Raw genomic sequence first — 17,339 nt, 5'->3', positions numbered from 1 at the left:
CCGAGCCTTTTTCGCGGCGAGCCGGGCGCAGCATGCGAAAACACCAGGAGTAGTGAGTGCGCGAAGCCCTGCTGCCAGTCGTCCTTCCCTCGATGGGTGAATCGGTAACCGAAGGCACCATCACCGCTCTTCGCAAGTCACCCGGCGATATGGTCGAAGCCGGCGAGACCGTCATCGACGTCACCACGGACAAAGTCGACGTCGAGATCTCGGCGCCGGCTGCCGGCCGCATCAAACGCTTCCTTGTGAAAGACGGCGACACGGTCTCGGTGGGCGCGCTGCTCGCGGAGATCGAGCCGGCCGGCGCTGCGCCGGCTTCAAAACCCGCTGCTGCCGCCAATGCCACGTCCACGATCGTGGAGATGCCCGCGGTCGGCGAATCGATCAGCAAAGCCACTGTCGGGTCGTGGCATAAACGTGAAGGCGACCTTATCGAACGTGACGATGTCATCGTCGACATCGTCAGCGGTGACGGGAAGGTCGAGATCCCGTCTCCCGTCGGCGGCTACTTGCTTCACGTCTTCGCAAAGGTAGGCGAGACGATCGCGATCGGCGCGCCGTTGTGCGAGATCGGCGCTGAATCTGCCGTGGCGGCGACTTCGCATGCAGCGCCGCCGCCCGCCGACTCTTCTGCAGCGCCGCAGCCGGCTGCGCCGGCGGCCGCAGCCACGGCCGTCAAGGCAAGCCCGCCCGCAACGATCTCCGCGCCGGACGGGAAACATCCAGCGCCGGCGATTCACGCGCCGCCCGGCGTGCGCCGCCTTGCGCGCGAGAATGGCGTCGACTTGTCCAAAGTCAGCGGGAGCGGTCCGGCCGGCGTCATCCGCCGCAGCGACGTCGAGTCGTCTGCGCCGCCTGCGCCGGTGGAACAAATTCGTCCGCGACCGCCGGAGCCTGGCGCGACGGTCACCGAGCTAAAGGGTCCAGCTGCTTCGCTCGCCGCAGCGATGGAGCAGAGCCTCGCGATCCCCACCGCGACGAGTCTTCGGACAGTCGGCGTCGGGGTCTTGGACGAACGGCGACTCGCGCTCAACGCAGCGCTGAAATCGGCGGCCCGCAAAGAAAAGCTTTCGTACACCCATCTCATCGCGTTCGCGCTCGCGCGGGCCGCCAAGACCACGCCGGCAATGGTCACCTCGTTCCGCCGCGGTCCGCAGGGTCCCGAGCGCGTCACGCGCGGCGTGCACCTCGGCCTGGCGGTCGATACGCAGCGCAAAGACGGTTCCCGTTTCTTGGTGGTGCCGGTGATCCGCGACGCGGCGTCGCTCGACTTCAAATCTTTTTTCGCCGGCTACGAGGCGCTGGTCGCCAAAGCGCGCGACGGCAAACTCATGCCGGACGATTTTTCCGGCGCCACGATCACGCTCACAAACCCGGGTGGGATCGGCACCGTCGCGTCGGTGCCGCGCTTGATGACCGGCCAGGGCACCATCGTCGCGTCCGGCGCCATCGGCTATCCGCCGGGGTTTGCCACCGTCGCCGCCGACCGCTTGACCGAGCTTGGCATCACGAAAGTGATGACGCTGACGAGCACCTACGATCATCGCATCATCCAAGGCGCCGAATCCGGCGAATTCCTACGCCGCATCGATCAACTGCTCGGCGGCGCGAACGGATTTTACGACGAAATCGCAGCCTCCCTCGGCGTTGCGCTCTCGGCTACGACTCCCGCGCCGTCCGGCGAAGCGTCCGGGCAAATCCGTCCGAAGCCCAGCGATGGAAAACCCGGCCTGGACGCCGATGCGATGTCGCTTGCGATGGCAGCGGCGGCAGGCATGTCGATGATCAGCCGCATTCGCACACACGGGCACACCGCCGCCACGCTCGACCCGCTCGGCGGCCCGCAGGAAGGCGATCCCGTCCTGGAATCGACATCGTTGGCGCTCGATGAAGCCGCCGCGCGTCTCGTGCCGGCCGCGACCGTGCGGACGTATGCGCCAGGCGACAATCTGGTGGACGTGCTCGAGAACCTGCGCAAGATCTATTGCTCGACCATCGCGTACGAAGTCGAGCACATCACGAGCCACGAGCAACGGTCGTGGCTGCGGCGCGAGATCGAGTCGGGGGCGCACGTAAGGACGCTCCCTCGAGAGCGCAAACTCGAACTCCTCGACCGCCTCACGCGCGTCGAAGCATTCGAACGCTACTTGCGCAAGGCGTTCCTCGGCCAGAAGACGTTCTCGATCGAGGGCCTCGATGCGATGGTGCCCATCCTCGAGGAGCTGCTGCACCTGTTGGCCGATGACGGCGTCCACAAGATCGAGATCGGCACGGCGCACCGCGGCCGCCTTTCGCTCATCACGCACGTGGTCGACCGGCCGTACGAAGAAGTGCTGTTGGAATTCGAACAGGCAGAGCTGCGAGGCGGCGACATCCAAGGCGATGTGACGGGTGACGTCAAGTATCATCAAGGGGCGCAGGGCACGTACGCGACGAGCGACGGGAAATCCATCGACGTCGTGCTCGTCAACAATCCCAGCCACCTCGAGGCGGTTGACGGAGTCGTCATCGGCCGCACTCGCGCCGACCAGACCGACCGCACGTCGAATATCTCCACCACGGACGCTTCGCGCGCCGTGCCGTTGCTCGTGCACGGTGATGCGGCGTTCACAGGCCAAGGCGTCGTCGCAGAAGTGCTCAACATGCAGGCGCTGCGCGGATATACCGTCGGCGGCACGGTCCACCTCATCGCGAACAATCAGATCGCTTTCACCACCGAACCATCCGACGACCGCTCCACGCGCTACGCGAGCGACCTCGCCAAAGGCACCGACGTTCCGGTCATCCACGTCAATGCCGACGATATCGAGGCGTGCATCGGCGCGGTGACGCTCGCCGTCAACTTCAGGCGCAAGTTCAAACGCGACGTGCTCATCGACCTCATCGGATACAGGCGTTTCGGCCACAATGAGGCCGACGAGCCTGCGTACACGCAGCCGCTCATGTACGCGACGATCGCCGGCCACCCAACCGTGCGCGACCTTTTCGCCGAGCGTCTGATCGTGGAAGGCATCACGACAAAAGCCGATGCGCAGCAACGCTACGATACGGCCTACCAGCGTGTCGCCGAGGCACATGCGAACGTCAAAGAACGCATCAAGGAACACGGCTCGCTCGATCCAGGCAAGCGGCCGCAAAACGGAGCGCCGCACAGTGCGCCTGCTACCCGCGTTGCGGCGGACGTGCTGCGAGGCCTCAATCTGCAGCTGCTCGCTGCGCCGGAAGGCTTCACGGTCCATCCGAAATTGGTGAAGCAGTTGGATCGACGCCGGACCTCACTCGATCCGGGCGGCGAGATCGACTGGGCCACGGGCGAGGCGCTTGCGTTCGCTACGCTCGTCATGCAAGGCGTTCCCGTGCGGCTCACCGGCCAAGACACCGAGCGCGGAACGTTCAGCCACCGCCATTCTGTCTTGCACGACGAGAAAACAGGCGCGGCCTACGTTCCGATGCAGCACCTTCGCGGCGCTCGCGCATCGTTCGAAGTGTACAACAGCCCGCTCTCGGAGTACGCCTGTCTAGCATTCGAATACGGCTACAGCACTGCAGCTCCGAACGCCCTTGTGGTCTGGGAAGCGCAATTCGGCGACTTTGCGAACGGCGCACAGATCGTCATCGACCAATTCATCTCGGCAGGCATGGCGAAGTGGGGGCAGACCTCGCGCCTCACGCTGTTGCTGCCGCACGCCTACGAGGGCGCCGGACCCGAACATTCCAGTGCGCGGCTCGAGCGCTTTCTGCAGCTCGCGAGCGACGGCAACATCCGCATCGCCAATTGCACGACACCGGCGCAGTACTTCCATCTGCTGCGGGATCAGGCGCTCGGCACCAAGGCGCGCCCGCTCGTCATCATGACGCCGAAAAGCCTTTTGCGGCTGAAGGTGGCGACGTCTCGGCTCGAAGACCTCGCCGACGGCGCGTTGGCGCCGATTCTCGACGACCCGACCGTGAAGGTCCGCAAAGGCATCCGGCGTCTCATCTTGTGCAGCGGAAAGATCTACTACGACCTGATCGCAAACGCAAAACGCGCGGAGGCGAAGGACCTGAGCATCGTGCGCGTCGAGATGCTCGAGCCGTTCCCGCTCGAAGCCGTGATGGGGCTGGTCCGATCCTATCCGGACGTCAAACGAGTCACGTGGGTGCAAGAGGAGCCGCGCAACATGGGAGCGCGCGCGTTTGTCTCACGGCGAATCCGCGAGAAACTGCAGCCGCTCAACATCGCATTCGACTATGAGGGCCGGCCAGACCGCGCGAGTCCGAGCGAAGGATACCCTGGCGCGCATGCGGTGGAACAGGAGCGCATCGTCGCGGCGGCACTCGCGCCGCACCGCGCGTAGCAGGCACGAGATGGGCAGACGAATAGCGCCACTTGTGCTTGCCGCGATTCCCACGCTCGCGCTCTCGCTTGCGATTCCATTCGTGAACCGTTTCGAACCTAGTCTTGGCGGCGCGCCGTTTCTGCTCGTCTGGATCGTGGCCTGGGTTCTGGCCACGCCGTTCATGCTCTACGCCGCCTTCCGGCTGCAACAGCGCGTATGACGCCGGCAGCCGTCGCGCTCGGCATCGTGGCGATCGCGGTGATCGCGGCCGCCGTACTCGGCATCTGCGGCGCGCGCGGCCGTTTAAAATCACCGCTCGAGTACATGGTCGGCGGCCGTTCGTTCGGGTCGCTGCTGCTCTGGCTCCTGATGGCCGGCGAGATCTACACATCGTTCACGTTTCTGGGCGCAGCCGGATATGCGTACGGACTGGGAGCGCCTTGCTTTTATATTTTGTGCTACGGCCCGGTGGCATATGCGATCGGCTTCTTCCTGACGCCGAAGATCAGAGCCGTCGGTGAAAGATACGGAATGCTCACGGGCCCCGATTTCTTCCGGGTCCGTTATCGCAGCGTCGCGCTTGCGGGGCTCGTGACGCTTGTCGGCTTTGTCTCGCTCGTTCCTTACGTCACTCTGCAGCTGACCGGACTGCAGGTGCTTCTGACTATCGCCGGGTTCGGCGCGTTCGAGCCCAAGGGCGCCGTTGCCATCGCGTTGCTTTTGATCGCCGCGTTCGTATTCGCCACCGGTTTACGCGGCACGGCGTGGGCTAGCATTCTAAAGGACGCGCTCGTCGTGGTCGTCGTCGTCTTCGCCGGCATCGCGCTGCCGCAACGCATTGCCGGCGGGTGGGAGGGCACGCTGCGCGCAGTCGAGACCGCGCATCCCGGCTGGCTTACCCTCGCTCCCGGTACTGCGCCGCACGGCGTCGAATGGTTCGTCGGTGCGGTCGTCGTCTCGGCGCTTGGATTCTTCTTATGGCCTCAGGGCATGGCTGCCACCTATAGCGCGAAGAACGGTGATGCGCTGCGCCGCAACGCGATCTTCTTGCCGGCGTATAGCTTGATGGTGCTGTTCGTGCTCTTCGCCGGCTTCGCGGCGCTCATCGCGCTGCCGGGCCTGAAAGGAGCTGCCGCCGACCAAGCCTTCATGCTCGTCGTCCGGAACCAGTATCCGGCGTGGTTGCTTGGCGTCGTTGCCGCAGCCGGCGCACTGGCGGCGCTCGTGCCGGTCACGGCCCAGCTTCTTGCCGGCGCCAGCATTGTCGCAAAAAACGTGGTGAGCGACATCTTCGGCGCGTGCACCGACGACCGCTCGCGCACCGCGCTGACAAGAGCGCTCGTGATGGCCGTCGCGCTGCTCGCACTCGGCTTGTGGTTCGTGCTCAACACGTATCTCGTAAATCTTCTTCTCTACGCCTACAACGGCATCGCGCAATTCGTACCCGGCGTCGTGATGGGATTCTCGTGGCGCAGGGCCAGCGCGTGGGGCATCGGGGCCGGCATCGTGGCAGGTCTCGCGGTGCTCGTGGCGACGGGCGCTTTCGGCATGAAGATTTACGGCCTCAATCCCGGCCTCGTGGGAATGGCCGTCAACGCACTGGTGGCGACCGTCGTCAGCCTCTTCACGAACGCACCGGACGCGGCCCATTTCGAAGAATTCTGCGCCGCCGCGCGAGAGTGACCTTTGGCCGCAAGGCCGGCGCAGACGTGCACGCGAACGAGCGGGTGAATTCCGGCTCTTGCTTCGCCGGCACTGAGGAGAGATCGAATGCGGACGTACAAACTCGCGGCTATCGCCGTTGCCGTTGTCACGCTTGCCGGTTGTTCGTCGGGTCACAAGACGACCGTCGTCACGAGTGGCGGCGAAACCGTGACCACCGATACCGGTGCGGATAAGACGACCACCATCACCACGCAGGGTGGCAGCATGAAAGTGGGCCAGAACGCCGTCGATCCGGCGTCACTCGGCTTGCCGGTCTATCCGGGTGCATCGACCGCAGAGGGCGGCGGATGGGCCATGCAGTCCAAAGAAGGCGGCGGAGAAATGGTGACGCTGACGACCTCCGATCCGTACGACAAAGTGGAGGCGTGGTACAAGTCCAAGATGCCTGCCAATGCCGAATCGATGAACGTGAAGAGCGGCGATACGGCGTCTGCGGTATTCACCGTCGGCAAAGACTCGGACAAAGATCAGAGCACCGTCATGATCAACGGCGAGAAAGACAAGACCACCATCACGCTCACGCACCGGGTGAAAAAAGATTCGTGATAACGCTCTAGCAAGGATTGCCGCCGCAGCCGTGCTCGGCGTCCTCATCCTAGACGCTTGCGCGCGGGCGCCCGTTCAAGTTACGAGCACCACGGCCCCGGCAGCGACAGCGGCGGGTTCCGTGCCGATGGTGACGGGTCCCGCGCCGACGTCCCCGCCGGCCATGCCCACGATTCGAATCGCCGACAGACACGGAATCGTCAGCATCGGCCGCGGCGCTGTTGACCCGAAAACTCTACACGTGCCGCTCTATCCCGGCGCGACGCAGTCGTCCGGTATCGGCAGCTTTTCGGATTCAGATGCGCACGGCTCGACCGCGATCACGACGCTGGACGCAAACGCTGCGTTCGCACTAGTCGACGCGTGGTACAAGGCGCACGCGCCGGCCGGCGCACAATCAAATCGTCTGAGCGTCGGCCGCGAGATCACTGTTTCCTACGAATGGGTGAGCGATGACGGGCGTGCGGATCGCGTCGTCACCATCAATACGAACCATGGCAGTCCGATCATCACGATCTCACAGCGAACCACGGTCGGTCCATAGGAGGGCAACTGTACTAGGGCAAGCATCGCTTGCCCATTGGGTGAGCGATGCTCACCCTAGTACGGGAACAAGAAAACTAGGGCAAGCATCGCTTGCCCATTGGGTGAGCGATGCTCACCCTAATACGGGAAAAAAACTAGGGCAAGCGATGCTTGTCCTAGTACGGTTTCTCTAGTTCAATTGCGAATCTAGTAGATCGGGGAGCCTGCGTCTTTCCACGCGACGAGGCCGGTGCCAAGCGTCGGCCAGTCGGGCGGCGTCATTTGACGCGTGTCGTAGTTGTACGTGTCGCTCCAACCCTTGATCAGAAGGCCGGACCCAGAACTGAACTGGCCGAGCGGCTTCACTTCGTTCTGGACGAGGCTGCCGTAGATATTGACTGACGTCTTGAGCGGTAGGGAGCCGACGCTGTCAACGGTGCCGAATCCGCCATCCGTCTGGTTGTGCAAGGCCTCGTACTGATTGCCCGCGATGATATCGGACTGGATCTTGAGCACGCTCGGCGTGATGCTCGCCGGTCCGAGGTTGAAGTTGTCGCACATCAAGCCGAGGACGTCGTCGCTTGCGCCCAGCGTCGGATCGGCTTTGTATGTGATGTTGTTCGTAACGACGATGTCATCGACGTTTGTGGTGCTGGAGGTCTGGATGTCAGGGACGGCTATCGTGTACTGTCCATTGAGGACGCCCGAGATCGAATCGACGTTGCCGTTGACGAAGATCGAACCATTTTGCGTTGCCGTGCTACCGGTGGGTTGATTCTGCGGCACGCCGGTGTAGGTGACAGTCGTGCCGTTTTCCAAGACTTTCGTGGTATTAGCGCCGTAGTCGACGGTAATGGTCACTGTGTAGGGGATCGTGTTCGTGTTGTCGCCCGTGTAAGAGGAGTTATACGGAACCAGCTCGGCTGCCGTCACCGGGGTGAACGTGAATATTTCGTTTGTGGCGGTGGTCGAAGCCATCGAGATGTTCACATTGCCGTTGATGAATATGCCCGATGTCAATGCGCCCGAGCCGCTCTTGGCGAGGCCGCCGTTCATGTACACGTCTTTTGTGGCGGGCGCCGGCAGCGACGAAGCTCCGGAGGTCCCGTTGAACGCCTGGTTTGCGGCGATATAGGTGCTGCCGATCGGCGGATACGATACGTAGCCGGCCGTGGTCGTCTGCGTGAGGCTGGCTGAACCACCGGCGATGACTTGTGTCCACTGCGAATTTGTGGTCGGTGCGCTCGGCGAGAACCCGTAGTTCCCGGCGATGATCGCGGTGCTCAAGAATATCGGCTTGTTGATGTTGTACCACTGGAAGTTCAGCTTATTGTTCGTGCCCTGCAGGTAGACGGGCCCGTCGAACGAGTTGATGCCGCTGACGAAGTAGTTCCCATTGGCGTTCTGATACGTGTAGTACGCATAGTGCGTGTACGACTGCACTTCCAGGATGGCATCGACCTTGCGGTCGCCGCCGCCCGGCGCTTTGCCTTCTGAGTGCACCAGGTAGTACAGGTTGCCGTTGCGCAAGTACGGGGTCGGATCCATCACAACCGTGAACGTCGCGGTCTTGCCTGACGGATCTGCCGGCAAAGTCTGAGTCCACGTCGAGCCTGGCGGCGGCGTGGCGTTGTTCGCGGCATAGTTGTCGATCTGCTGCTGTGCGAACTGAACGCCGGCATCGGCCGAGTAGAGCGCCCTGTTGTCGAAACCGGCGAAGCTCACGCTGCTGAGCTCGCCGGTGATGATGCTAAGCATCGATCCCACAAGCACGAGCATAACGAGCACGATCAGCATCGTCAAGATGAGCGCCATGCCGCGCTTCGGTCGTTGAACTCCGGCTAACTTTTTCACGATGTCCGTACCTTTACTTGTTTGGCTTGAAGTAGCTGATGAAAACGTCGCTCGACAGGGTAAAGGGCGCCGATAACTGGTCGGCGCGGTGCGGGGGCGACACTTGAATCGTCACGTTGTAGCTTCCCGACGACGTCGCGGCAACGGTGAAGACCGTGACATTTTTTGCAAGCGTTCGAACGATTTTGACAGTTCCGGTGCTGACATCGGTCACGGTCTCGATGAGGTCGGACCCGTTCACGCCCGGTATCGCCGGATTCAGCCCAATCACGTCATTGCCGTAGTGCAACTGGTTCGGATCAGCGCTGGTGATCGAGGGGTCGTCCACCATCTCGAACTGTAATCCGGTCGTCGGCGCGGCGGTTGGGTAGGGGTTCGTGCACCCGCCGGCGGCGATGCAGTCTGGTGACGACACCGGCGAGATCGCCGCGGTTCCTGCCGGCATCGCCGCTTGACGCAGCGACTGCGTGACCAAGGCCATCGCGGCTCGCGCCTGCGTTTCGCCGGTGATGTCGACGGTGGTCTTGGAATAGTGCTTCCACGCTTGCGTGAACTCTGCCACTGCCAGAGTCATGACTAAGCCGAGGATCGACATCGCGACCATCAGCTCGATCAGGGTGAAGCCGCGCGCTTTAGTCCGGCCAGCTATCGTCCGCATGTTCAATTGCTCCGGGTCATGCCGGTGACGGTATAGACGTTGTTTTGGGCGGCGCCGTTGAGTACTTCATGCGTGAAGACCCAGATGGTGATCGTCGCGTCGAGAGGGCTGACGATGTTTCCGGCGCTGTCGCGAAGATAGTCGGCTTTCCACTGATATCTGTACGTCCAGTTCAAGCCGGCGGGCAGATTTGGCGAATTGAATCCGGGATGTTCGTTCGCCGGTAAAATGCTGTACGTGTCGTTATAGGCGGGCAGCGCCGTTCCGGTATTCGGATCGGGCGGGCCGGTGATGTTCCAACAGTTGATCGTGCAGCTCGAGCCGACGTATTCGACGCCTGCGTTCCAGAAATTGGGATCGCGGCGCGCGTACTCGAGTAGGTAGTTGGCGATCTCGGTCGATCGGGCATGGGTCGCTGCCGTATCTTGACCTTTGGTAGCCGCAATCATGCCGCTTCCAAATGCCATCGAGGCGAACGTCAGTATCATGGCCGAGACGAGCGTCTCCAGCAACATGGAACCTCGGCTGCGATGGCGTGTTGAACCCAAGCTCTTCTTCATGCTTCTTGTGGTCGGAGCGGAACGAGCCGTTCCGCACGTGTTTTGAGGGAAGTGTGACGGCTCAACGCCTCTAAATGCAAGGCATTGCGACTTTTCAATATACATATGTTTAGGACAGCGGCTGGAGCCAACTTGTAGCATGACCGCCGTCACACGTGAGGCGCTAAATAGCCCTCAATATGATGCATTTGAGATATGACGTTTCCGGTGCATTGAGGAGCGCAGGGTGGTCGGTCGGTTGCCCCCGTTCCTCGACGATCTGCAGCTCGCGGCCCGCGTCCAGTGCCGCGCTCCAGACGAGCCCAAGGAAATCGCGCGGCGTCAGCGGACGCGAGCACGAGCACGTCACGAGGACGCCGCCGGGTTCGAGCATTTTGATCGCACGAAGGTTGATCTCTTTGTAGCCGCGAGAGGCGGCCTCGGCCGTGCTTTTGCCGCGCGCGAACGCCGGCGGGTCGAGGATGATCTGACCGAAAGTGCGCCCGGCGTCACTTGCATCGCGAAGATAGTTGAAGCAGTTCGCCTCGATGACCGGCGCCTCGGCAAACCCATTGCGCGCCATGTTCTCGCGCGCGAGACGGCATGCCTCAGCGGAGATGTCCACGCTCGTGACTTCGGCGGCTCCGGCTAGTGCTGCGTGCACGCTGAAGCCGCCCGAATACGCGAAGCAATTGAGCACCGTACGACCTGCCGAATATGCGGCAGCGGCGGCACGATTCAACCGCTGATCAAGGAACAGGCCCGTCTTTTGCCCGCCGGCGATATCGACTTTCAGGCGTGCGCGCCCTTCGACGATCTCAAGTTCTGGCGGCGGCGGCGCGCCGGCCATCACGCCGGTGCGCCGGGCAAGCCCCTCGAGCTCTCGCTCCGGCAGATCGCTGCGTTCGAAAATGCCTTCGGGAGAGCACGAAGCACGTAAGGCGGCGACGACCGCCTCCCGCGCGGACTCAACCCCGAGGGTGGAGATCTGCACGGCAAGCCACGCGCCGTACTTGTCGACGACCAAGCCGGGAAGCCCGTCGCCTTCAGCATTGACCAACCGCACGCCGGCGTCGACCGGCTGCATGCCGCGGCGCGCGACGGCGTCGTTTATCCGCCGCCGCCACCATGCGGCGTCGACCGGTTCGTCTACCCACGTCAGCACGCGGAGAACGATCTTCGATTTCCGGTTGCAGTAGGCGCGCGCGAAAAACGCACCGCGGTGATCGAGCACCGTGACGACCTCGCCGTCCGCGACTCCCGCGGGAAGTTCGGCCACTTCACCTTCGAAGATCCACGGATGACGGGCGCGTTCGGGGCGTCGCGGGCGGATCCGCGCGGCCGGCGTCAATTCAAGGCCTTGGCTTTTTGGGCCTTACGGAAAACGATCTCGCCCTGATCGAGCTCGACGTCGACGATGTCGCCGTCGACGAATTCACCGCTCAGCACGCGCAGTGCAAGCGGATCGACGATCTCCTTTTGCAGCGCGCGTTTGAGCGGGCGAGCGCCGTAGACCGGATCGTAGCCGTGATGCGCGAGCAGAGCTTTGGCGCCGTCGGACAGGTGCATGGTGATCCCGCGCGTCGCGAGACGTTTTGTGAGACTCGCGAGCTGGATGTCGACGATGCGCTTGATGTCCTCGAGCGTCAACGACTTGAAGATGATGATCTCGTCGAGACGGTTCAGGAACTCCGGCCGGAAATGTTCCCGCATCGCTTCCATGACCTTTGCGCGCAGTGCCGTTTCATCACCCGCGAGCTCCGAGATGGCCGATGAGCCGATATTGCTCGTCATGATCAAGACGGCGTTCTTGAAATCCACGGTGCGGCCCTGACCGTCGGTGAGGCGGCCGTCGTCGAGGATCTGCAGCATGACGTTGAAGACGTCCGGATGCGCCTTTTCGATCTCGTCGAACAAGACCACGCAGTATGGGCGGCGCCGAACCGCTTCGGTCAATTGTCCACCTTCGTCGTAGCCCACATAACCGGGCGGCGCGCCGATCAAACGCGAGACCGCATGTTTTTCCATATATTCCGACATGTCGATGCGGATCATCGCGTGTTCGTCGTCGAACAGGAATGCCGCCAGGGCTCGCGCGAGCTCCGTCTTGCCAACGCCCGTGGGCCCGAGGAATATGAACGAACCCAAAGGCCGGTCGGGGTCCTGCAATCCCGCGCGCGCGCGACGGACCGCAGTCGAGACCGCCGTCACCGCTTCGTCCTGGCCGATGACGCGCTCGTGCAGCCGCTCCTCCATGTGGAGCAGCTTCTGCACTTCGCCTTCGAGAAGTTTGCTTACCGGAATGCCGGTCCACTTGCCGACCACGTCAGCGATATCGTGCTCGTCGACTTCCTCTTTGAACATCTTGCCGTTGGCGTGAACCGAGGTGGTGTTGGCCGCGTCCAATTGTTTTTGCAGCTCCGGCAGCGTGCCGTACTCGATCTCCGACGCTTTGCCGTAGTCCACCGCGTCTTTGGCGCGCTGCAGCTGGAGCTTCGCGGCCTCCATGCGCTGCTTAATCCGGCTCACCTCACCCATCGCATCCTTCTCAGATTCCCACCGGCTACGTAGGCTGTCACGCTTTTCTTGCAAGCCCTTGACCTCGTCTTCGAGGTGGTTCAAGCGCGCGCGCGAGGCTGGATCGACTTCCTTTTTGAGCGCTTCCCGTTCGATCGAGAGCTGCATCAACCGGCGCTCCACTTCGTCGAGCTCGACCGGCATCGAGTCCATCTCCATGCGCAGCTTGCTCGCGGCTTCGTCGACCAAGTCGATGGCTTTGTCCGGCAAGAACCGGTCGGCGATGTAACGGTGCGAAAGCACGGCGGCCGCGACGAGCGCGGAATCCTTGATCTTCACGCGATGATGGACTTCATACCGTTCGCGCAAGCCGCGCAGAATTGAAATCGTGTCCTCTACGCTCGGTTCGCCCACCATGACGGGTTGGAAGCGCCGCTCCAACGCGGCGTCTTTTTCGATGTATTTGCGGTATTCGTCGATCGTGGTGGCGCCGATGGTGTGCAGCTCACCGCGGGCCAGCATGGGTTTGAGCATATTCGAGGCATCCATCGCGCCCTCGGCGGCGCCGGCGCCGACGACGGTATGGAGTTCATCGATGAATAAAATAACGTCGCCCTGACTTTGCGTGATCTCTTTGAGGACTGCTTTGAGCCGGTCCTCGAATTCGCCGCGATACTTGGCGCCCGCGATGAGTGAACCGAGATCGAGCGCGACGATCCGGCGGTTCTTCAGACTCTCGGGCACGTCGCCTCGGACGATGCGGTGCGCGAGACCTTCAACGATCGCAGTCTTGCCCACGCCCGGCTCGCCGATCAAGACAGGATTGTTTTTCGTGCGCCGGGATAGGACTTGTATGACGCGGCGGATTTCCTCATCGCGCCCGATGACCGGATCCACCTTGTTCTGGCGGGCAAGGGATGTGAGATCGCGGCCGTAGCGCTCGAGCGCCTGGTACTTGCCCTCCGGATTCTGATCTGTGATGCGCTGGCTGCCGCGAACGGTGGCCAAGGCGGAAAGCATCTTCTCTTTCGTCGCGCCGGCAGCTCTCAGCAATTCGGCCGCCTCACTTCTGCCGGGCGTATCCGCGACCGCGAGCAGCAGGTGCTCCGTGGATACGAACTCGTCTTTGAAGTTGAGGGCCTCCTCGCCGGCCCGGCTCAGGACGTCGCGCAGATCCCGGCCGACGCCGGGTTCGGAGGCGCCGAATACCTTCGCGCGCGCATCAAGCGCAGCGGTGACGGACGCGATGAGTCTCCCAGTGTCGACGCCCATCTGCCGCAGGACGACGGCCGGCACGCTTTCGGCATCTTCGAGCAAGCTTGCCAGTAGGTGCAGCGGGTCGATCTCGGCGGCGTTGCGATCCTGCGCGATGTGTTGCGCGCCCATGACCGCGGCTTGGGCGCGCTCGGTCAGTTTGTTGAAGTTGTTCATGTGGTCTCCGTCCGCTGGGAGAATGTGAGTTCTCCTCGGACCGATGTTCTTCTTGTCGAGTAGCGGCCTAGGGTCTTTTTTGGTTCAACGAAATGCATGCTCAGAGTGGTGGCTATTGTGGATTGAAAGCCTCGGCAGCGTCCAAGATATTGCCGTCGCTGAAGCCGCCGACCGCATAGAGTCTGCCCCTGAGGGTGCCCGCAGCCAGGACACGGCGAGCCGTCGGCATGAATGCCTTGCGGGTCCACTTGTCCGTCACAGGATTGTAAGCATCAACCGTATTCAAGGCGTTGAAGTTGTAGTCGCAGCAGCCGCCGACAACGTAGAGTCGATCTCCGATGACGCTTGCAGCCAGTTGCCAGCGCGTCGACGGCAGAGGTGTCTTTGTGGTCCACGTATCGGTCGCAGGATTGTAGGCTTCAACCGTATTCAACGGGCCATCACTGCTAAAGCCGCCGACGGCGTAGAGTATTCCGTTGAGGACGCCAACTGCTAGGCCTTCCCTCGCCGTCAGCATCGGTGCCTTGGTCGTCCAACTCCCGGCTGCTTGCGGCACGCCCACGATATTCGTCAAGCCGGAATGAAGCAATAGCGAGGAATGCGGGCCGCCCGAGCATCCGGAGACGGTAGAGAGGCACGGGCACGCCAATAGTGCGCCAACGATTGACAATCTTTGAAGCATAACTTTCTCACCTCGTTATCGTTCGCGGATGGAGAACAATGCAGAGAGATGTCGCGGCCGACGCACACTTCCGCTGGGACGGCGTCGTCCCGGGTGCCTCTATTGCATTTGGGGTAAGAGGGTCATAACAACTATGACTGGAGACTTCATTTGCAAGTATCAACCCACGCGTGGACATTAGTAGACCTAGAGCTCGTGCTTGGCCCGTCGATCGATCACGGCGACCGGCTAGAGATAACGACCGGTTTGGGCAGTCCAACTGCTTTTTCCCACGCTGCGCCGTACACGTTCGAATGCGGTTGCCTCGCAGTGGGCCTTACACCGTATCTGATGTTGCGAGCGTGCTCACGCAACCACGCAGACCTGAAGTCTGCCGTCTAGCGTAACAAGTCTTTTAGGCGCGCTTTGACTTCTTCCCATTCGGAATCGATTACGCTGAATATCATGTGGTCTCTATTGGTTTGATCTTGCTCCCTAAACGCGAAGTTCCGAAAGGCGCCTTTGTAGACACCGCCGATTCGTCGAATTGCCATTTCTGATCGCACATTCTCGGAATCGGCTGCGATCTGCACGCGACGCACAAGCGTGCTCTCAACGCTGGACAAATCCTCAGCAAGTCTCGTGTAGCGGAATATTTCAGGATCGTTTCCAGCCAAGTGCAAGTCTTCGGCGTGGGCGGCTAAGAGCGGCGTCAAACGCACGCGAGTCGTCTCGAGAATCAAGTCCTTCGGAATCATATCATTAGGGTAGAGCGCGATCGAGCGTCACGGTTGCAATTCTAGCAGCTATGTCCGATCATATTGGCCGCTTGTCCGCTGAGACTATTCAACGCGGCGTGCGAACGATGTGACGGCTCTATGACATCGCGCGAACGCGGATATTTCGCGACCATCACGGGGTGAACGACTCAACTTTACCTAGGGGGCAACCCACAAGACATGCATAGCCACCGATCGCGTAGAGTTTGCTTCCCGCTACACCTGTGACTAGTCCGGCCCGCGCCGTCGGCATCGTTGACTTCGCCTGCCAACTGTCCGTCGCGGTATCATAGGCCTCGACTGTATCCAAGAATCCATCGTCGTAGTTATAGCCGCCAACGGCAAACAGTTCGCCTCCGAGGACGCTCGCAGCCAAGTTGAAACGCGCCGTGGGCATCGAAGCCTTCGGAGTCCAACGATTTGTGGCCGGATTGTAAGCCTCAACGATACTCAATGGGTTTGGGTAATAGCCGCCGACCGCGTAGAGCCTGCCGTTGACGACGCCAATGGCGAGGCAGCATCGCGCTGTGGGCATAGATGCCTTGGCGGTCCATGTGTTTGTAGCAGGGTTGTAAGCCTCAACCGTACTCAAGTAGAAACCGTCGCCGGCGCCGCCGACAGCATACAGAATGCCGTCGATGACGCCAACAGCTAGGCCGGCGCGCGCTGTCGGCATGGATGCCTTTGCAGTCCAAGTATCCGTCGCAGGATCGTACGCCTCAACCGTATTCAATTGGATGTTGTTGCTGCTGCTGACGCCGCCGACAGCATAGAGAATACCGTTGATCACGCCAACTGCGAATTCGTAGCGCGCCGTCGGCATGGGTGCCTTGGACGTCCACGTATCCGTCCTGGGATCATACGCCTCAACCGAACGCAACCCGGTGATGTTGAGATTGCCAGTGGCGCCATCGTAGCCTCCGATGGCGTAGACTTTGGCGTTAACGGTACCGGCTCCAAGAAAGGAGCGTGCCGTCGGTAACGATTCCTTGGTAGACCAGCTCCCGACGGATTGCGGCGCGTGTCGAAATCCGACCGCATTTGCAAGGGGTGACACCATCGGATTGCTCGCACTCGAGCATCCTGACGCAGCGAAGACGAACGCGAAAACGAACACCGTGCACGCGATGGGTATCTGTCGATACATAGTGTCACTCCCCATCGGGAATTTTCGCAGCATCACAGGCTGAACGCCTCAACCGTATTGAGCACGCCGTAGTTCTTATAGCCGCCGATGGCGTAGAGCGTGTTCCTGGCGACGCCCGCGCTTAAGTACCCGCGCGCAGTCCTCATGGATGTCTTTTTCTTCCATAAGTTTTTCGCAGGATCGTAGGCTTCGACAATATTCAAAAAACCGTGGCCGTTATTGCCTCCGACGGCGAAGAGCCTGCCGTTGATATCGCCTGCAGCGAGGCCGTATCGCGCCGTCAACATGGGTGCCTCCGTAATCCAGGTATTTGTCACAGGATCGTATGCTTCAACTATATTCGACTTGTGATTGCCGTGTTTTCCGGTAGCGCCCCCGACAGCATAGAGTTTGCCGCTGATGACGCCCACGGCGACGCCGTCACGCGTCGTCGGCATGGGTGCCTCGGTGGTCCAGGTATCGGTCACAGGGTCATAGGCATCAACGGTATTCACGGTGCCGTGAAGCTCATAGCCACCGACCACATAGAGTTTGCCGTGAATGGCTCCCATTGCAACGCCTCCGCGCGCAGTCGGCAAGGGCGCTTTGGTGGTCCAGGTATCCGTCGCTGGATCATAGGCTTCGACGACATCCAAGAT

15 protein-coding genes are annotated in these 17,339 nt (G+C 61.6%); 6 read left to right on the top strand and 9 right to left on the bottom strand.

Annotation, left to right across the window (positions count from 1 at the left end; genetic code table 11):
- Positions 1–56: 56 nt before the first annotated feature.
- From VII69_04095 to VII69_04075, 5 genes are all read left to right on the top strand, one after another.
- Entirely contained in the window at positions 57–4,337 is a 4,281-nt protein-coding gene (locus tag VII69_04095; protein ID HEY5094283.1) for a multifunctional oxoglutarate decarboxylase/oxoglutarate dehydrogenase thiamine pyrophosphate-binding subunit/dihydrolipoyllysine-residue succinyltransferase subunit, read from the top strand.
- A 34-nt stretch (positions 4,338–4,371) separates the two neighbouring features.
- Positions 4,372–4,539 (top strand): DUF3311 domain-containing protein, encoded by a 168-nt coding sequence (locus VII69_04090; GenBank protein HEY5094282.1) that lies wholly within the window; start codon positions 4,372–4,374, stop codon positions 4,537–4,539.
- Positions 4,536–6,002: a sodium:solute symporter family protein gene (locus VII69_04085; GenBank protein ID HEY5094281.1), complete on the top strand. Its 1,467-nt coding sequence runs from the start codon at positions 4,536–4,538 to the stop codon at positions 6,000–6,002. Before VII69_04090 ends, VII69_04085 begins: the two co-directional genes overlap by 4 nt.
- Positions 6,003–6,089: 87 nt before the next feature.
- Complete coding sequence (locus tag VII69_04080; protein ID HEY5094280.1) at positions 6,090–6,590, top strand: hypothetical protein; 501 nt, start codon at positions 6,090–6,092, stop codon at positions 6,588–6,590.
- Between the two features lie 31 nt (positions 6,591–6,621).
- Positions 6,622–7,134, top strand: a complete 513-nt coding sequence (locus VII69_04075) for a hypothetical protein (protein ID HEY5094279.1) — start codon at positions 6,622–6,624, stop codon at positions 7,132–7,134.
- A 188-nt stretch (positions 7,135–7,322) separates the two neighbouring features.
- Here the strand turns inward: VII69_04075 and VII69_04070 are convergent, their stop codons facing one another.
- From VII69_04070 to VII69_04045, 6 genes are all read right to left on the bottom strand, one after another.
- Complete coding sequence (locus tag VII69_04070) at positions 7,323–8,969, bottom strand: hypothetical protein (protein ID HEY5094278.1); 1,647 nt, start codon at positions 8,967–8,969, stop codon at positions 7,323–7,325.
- Positions 8,970–8,982: 13 nt separating this feature from the next.
- Entirely contained in the window at positions 8,983–9,627 is a 645-nt protein-coding gene (locus VII69_04065; protein ID HEY5094277.1) for a prepilin-type N-terminal cleavage/methylation domain-containing protein, read from the bottom strand.
- A 2-nt stretch (positions 9,628–9,629) separates the two neighbouring features.
- Positions 9,630–10,187, bottom strand: coding sequence for a hypothetical protein (locus VII69_04060; protein HEY5094276.1), 558 nt, complete (start codon positions 10,185–10,187; stop codon positions 9,630–9,632).
- Positions 10,188–10,350: 163 nt separating this feature from the next.
- On the bottom strand, positions 10,351–11,517 hold the full coding sequence (locus VII69_04055) for a class I SAM-dependent rRNA methyltransferase (protein HEY5094275.1): 1,167 nt from the start codon (positions 11,515–11,517) through the stop codon (positions 10,351–10,353).
- Positions 11,514–14,114, bottom strand: coding sequence for an ATP-dependent chaperone ClpB (gene clpB / locus VII69_04050; GenBank protein HEY5094274.1), 2,601 nt, complete (start codon positions 14,112–14,114; stop codon positions 11,514–11,516). Before clpB ends, VII69_04055 begins: the two co-directional genes overlap by 4 nt.
- A 112-nt stretch (positions 14,115–14,226) precedes the next feature.
- Complete coding sequence (locus VII69_04045; GenBank protein ID HEY5094273.1) at positions 14,227–14,796, bottom strand: kelch repeat-containing protein; 570 nt, start codon at positions 14,794–14,796, stop codon at positions 14,227–14,229.
- Between the two features lie 150 nt (positions 14,797–14,946).
- Between VII69_04045 and VII69_04040 the strand changes: the two genes are divergently transcribed.
- A complete protein-coding gene (locus tag VII69_04040) occupies positions 14,947–15,177 on the top strand; it encodes a hypothetical protein (GenBank protein HEY5094272.1) in 231 nt (76 codons plus the stop codon).
- On the opposite strand, the gene VII69_04035 is transcribed toward VII69_04040, so the two are convergent.
- The 3 genes from VII69_04035 to VII69_04025 form a co-directional block, all read right to left on the bottom strand.
- The gene (locus tag VII69_04035) at positions 15,174–15,533 is read right to left on the bottom strand and encodes a GNAT family protein (GenBank protein HEY5094271.1); all 360 of its coding nucleotides are present in this window, start codon (positions 15,531–15,533) and stop codon (positions 15,174–15,176) included. The two genes, VII69_04040 and VII69_04035, sit on opposite strands and share 4 nt — an antisense overlap.
- 154 nt (positions 15,534–15,687) lie before the next feature.
- Complete coding sequence (locus tag VII69_04030; GenBank protein ID HEY5094270.1) at positions 15,688–16,701, bottom strand: kelch repeat-containing protein; 1,014 nt, start codon at positions 16,699–16,701, stop codon at positions 15,688–15,690.
- A gap of 32 nt (positions 16,702–16,733) precedes the next feature.
- Positions 16,734–17,339, bottom strand: a 606-nt coding sequence (locus VII69_04025) for a kelch repeat-containing protein (protein HEY5094269.1), incomplete at its 5' end; no start/stop codon positions are given.

The sequence above is a fragment of the Candidatus Eremiobacteraceae bacterium genome, assembly GCA_036511855.1.
Classification (GTDB): domain Bacteria; phylum Vulcanimicrobiota; class Vulcanimicrobiia; order Eremiobacterales; family Eremiobacteraceae; genus JABCYQ01.
This window is presented reverse-complemented; position numbering and strand designations above follow the sequence as displayed.

Coding starts and splice junctions, on each gene's coding strand:
- VII69_04030 (HEY5094270.1), bottom strand. CDS start 16,701: ATGTATCGACAGATACCCATCGCGTGCACGGTGTTCGTTTTCGCGTTC.
- VII69_04045 (HEY5094273.1), bottom strand. CDS start 14,796: ATGCTTCAAAGATTGTCAATCGTTGGCGCACTATTGGCGTGCCCGTGC.
- VII69_04080 (HEY5094280.1), top strand. CDS start 6,090: ATGCGGACGTACAAACTCGCGGCTATCGCCGTTGCCGTTGTCACGCTT.
- VII69_04085 (HEY5094281.1), top strand. CDS start 4,536: ATGACGCCGGCAGCCGTCGCGCTCGGCATCGTGGCGATCGCGGTGATC.
- VII69_04060 (HEY5094276.1), bottom strand. CDS start 10,187: ATGAAGAAGAGCTTGGGTTCAACACGCCATCGCAGCCGAGGTTCCATG.
- VII69_04065 (HEY5094277.1), bottom strand. CDS start 9,627: ATGCGGACGATAGCTGGCCGGACTAAAGCGCGCGGCTTCACCCTGATC.
- VII69_04035 (HEY5094271.1), bottom strand. CDS start 15,533: ATGATTCCGAAGGACTTGATTCTCGAGACGACTCGCGTGCGTTTGACG.
- clpB (HEY5094274.1), bottom strand. CDS start 14,114: ATGAACAACTTCAACAAACTGACCGAGCGCGCCCAAGCCGCGGTCATG.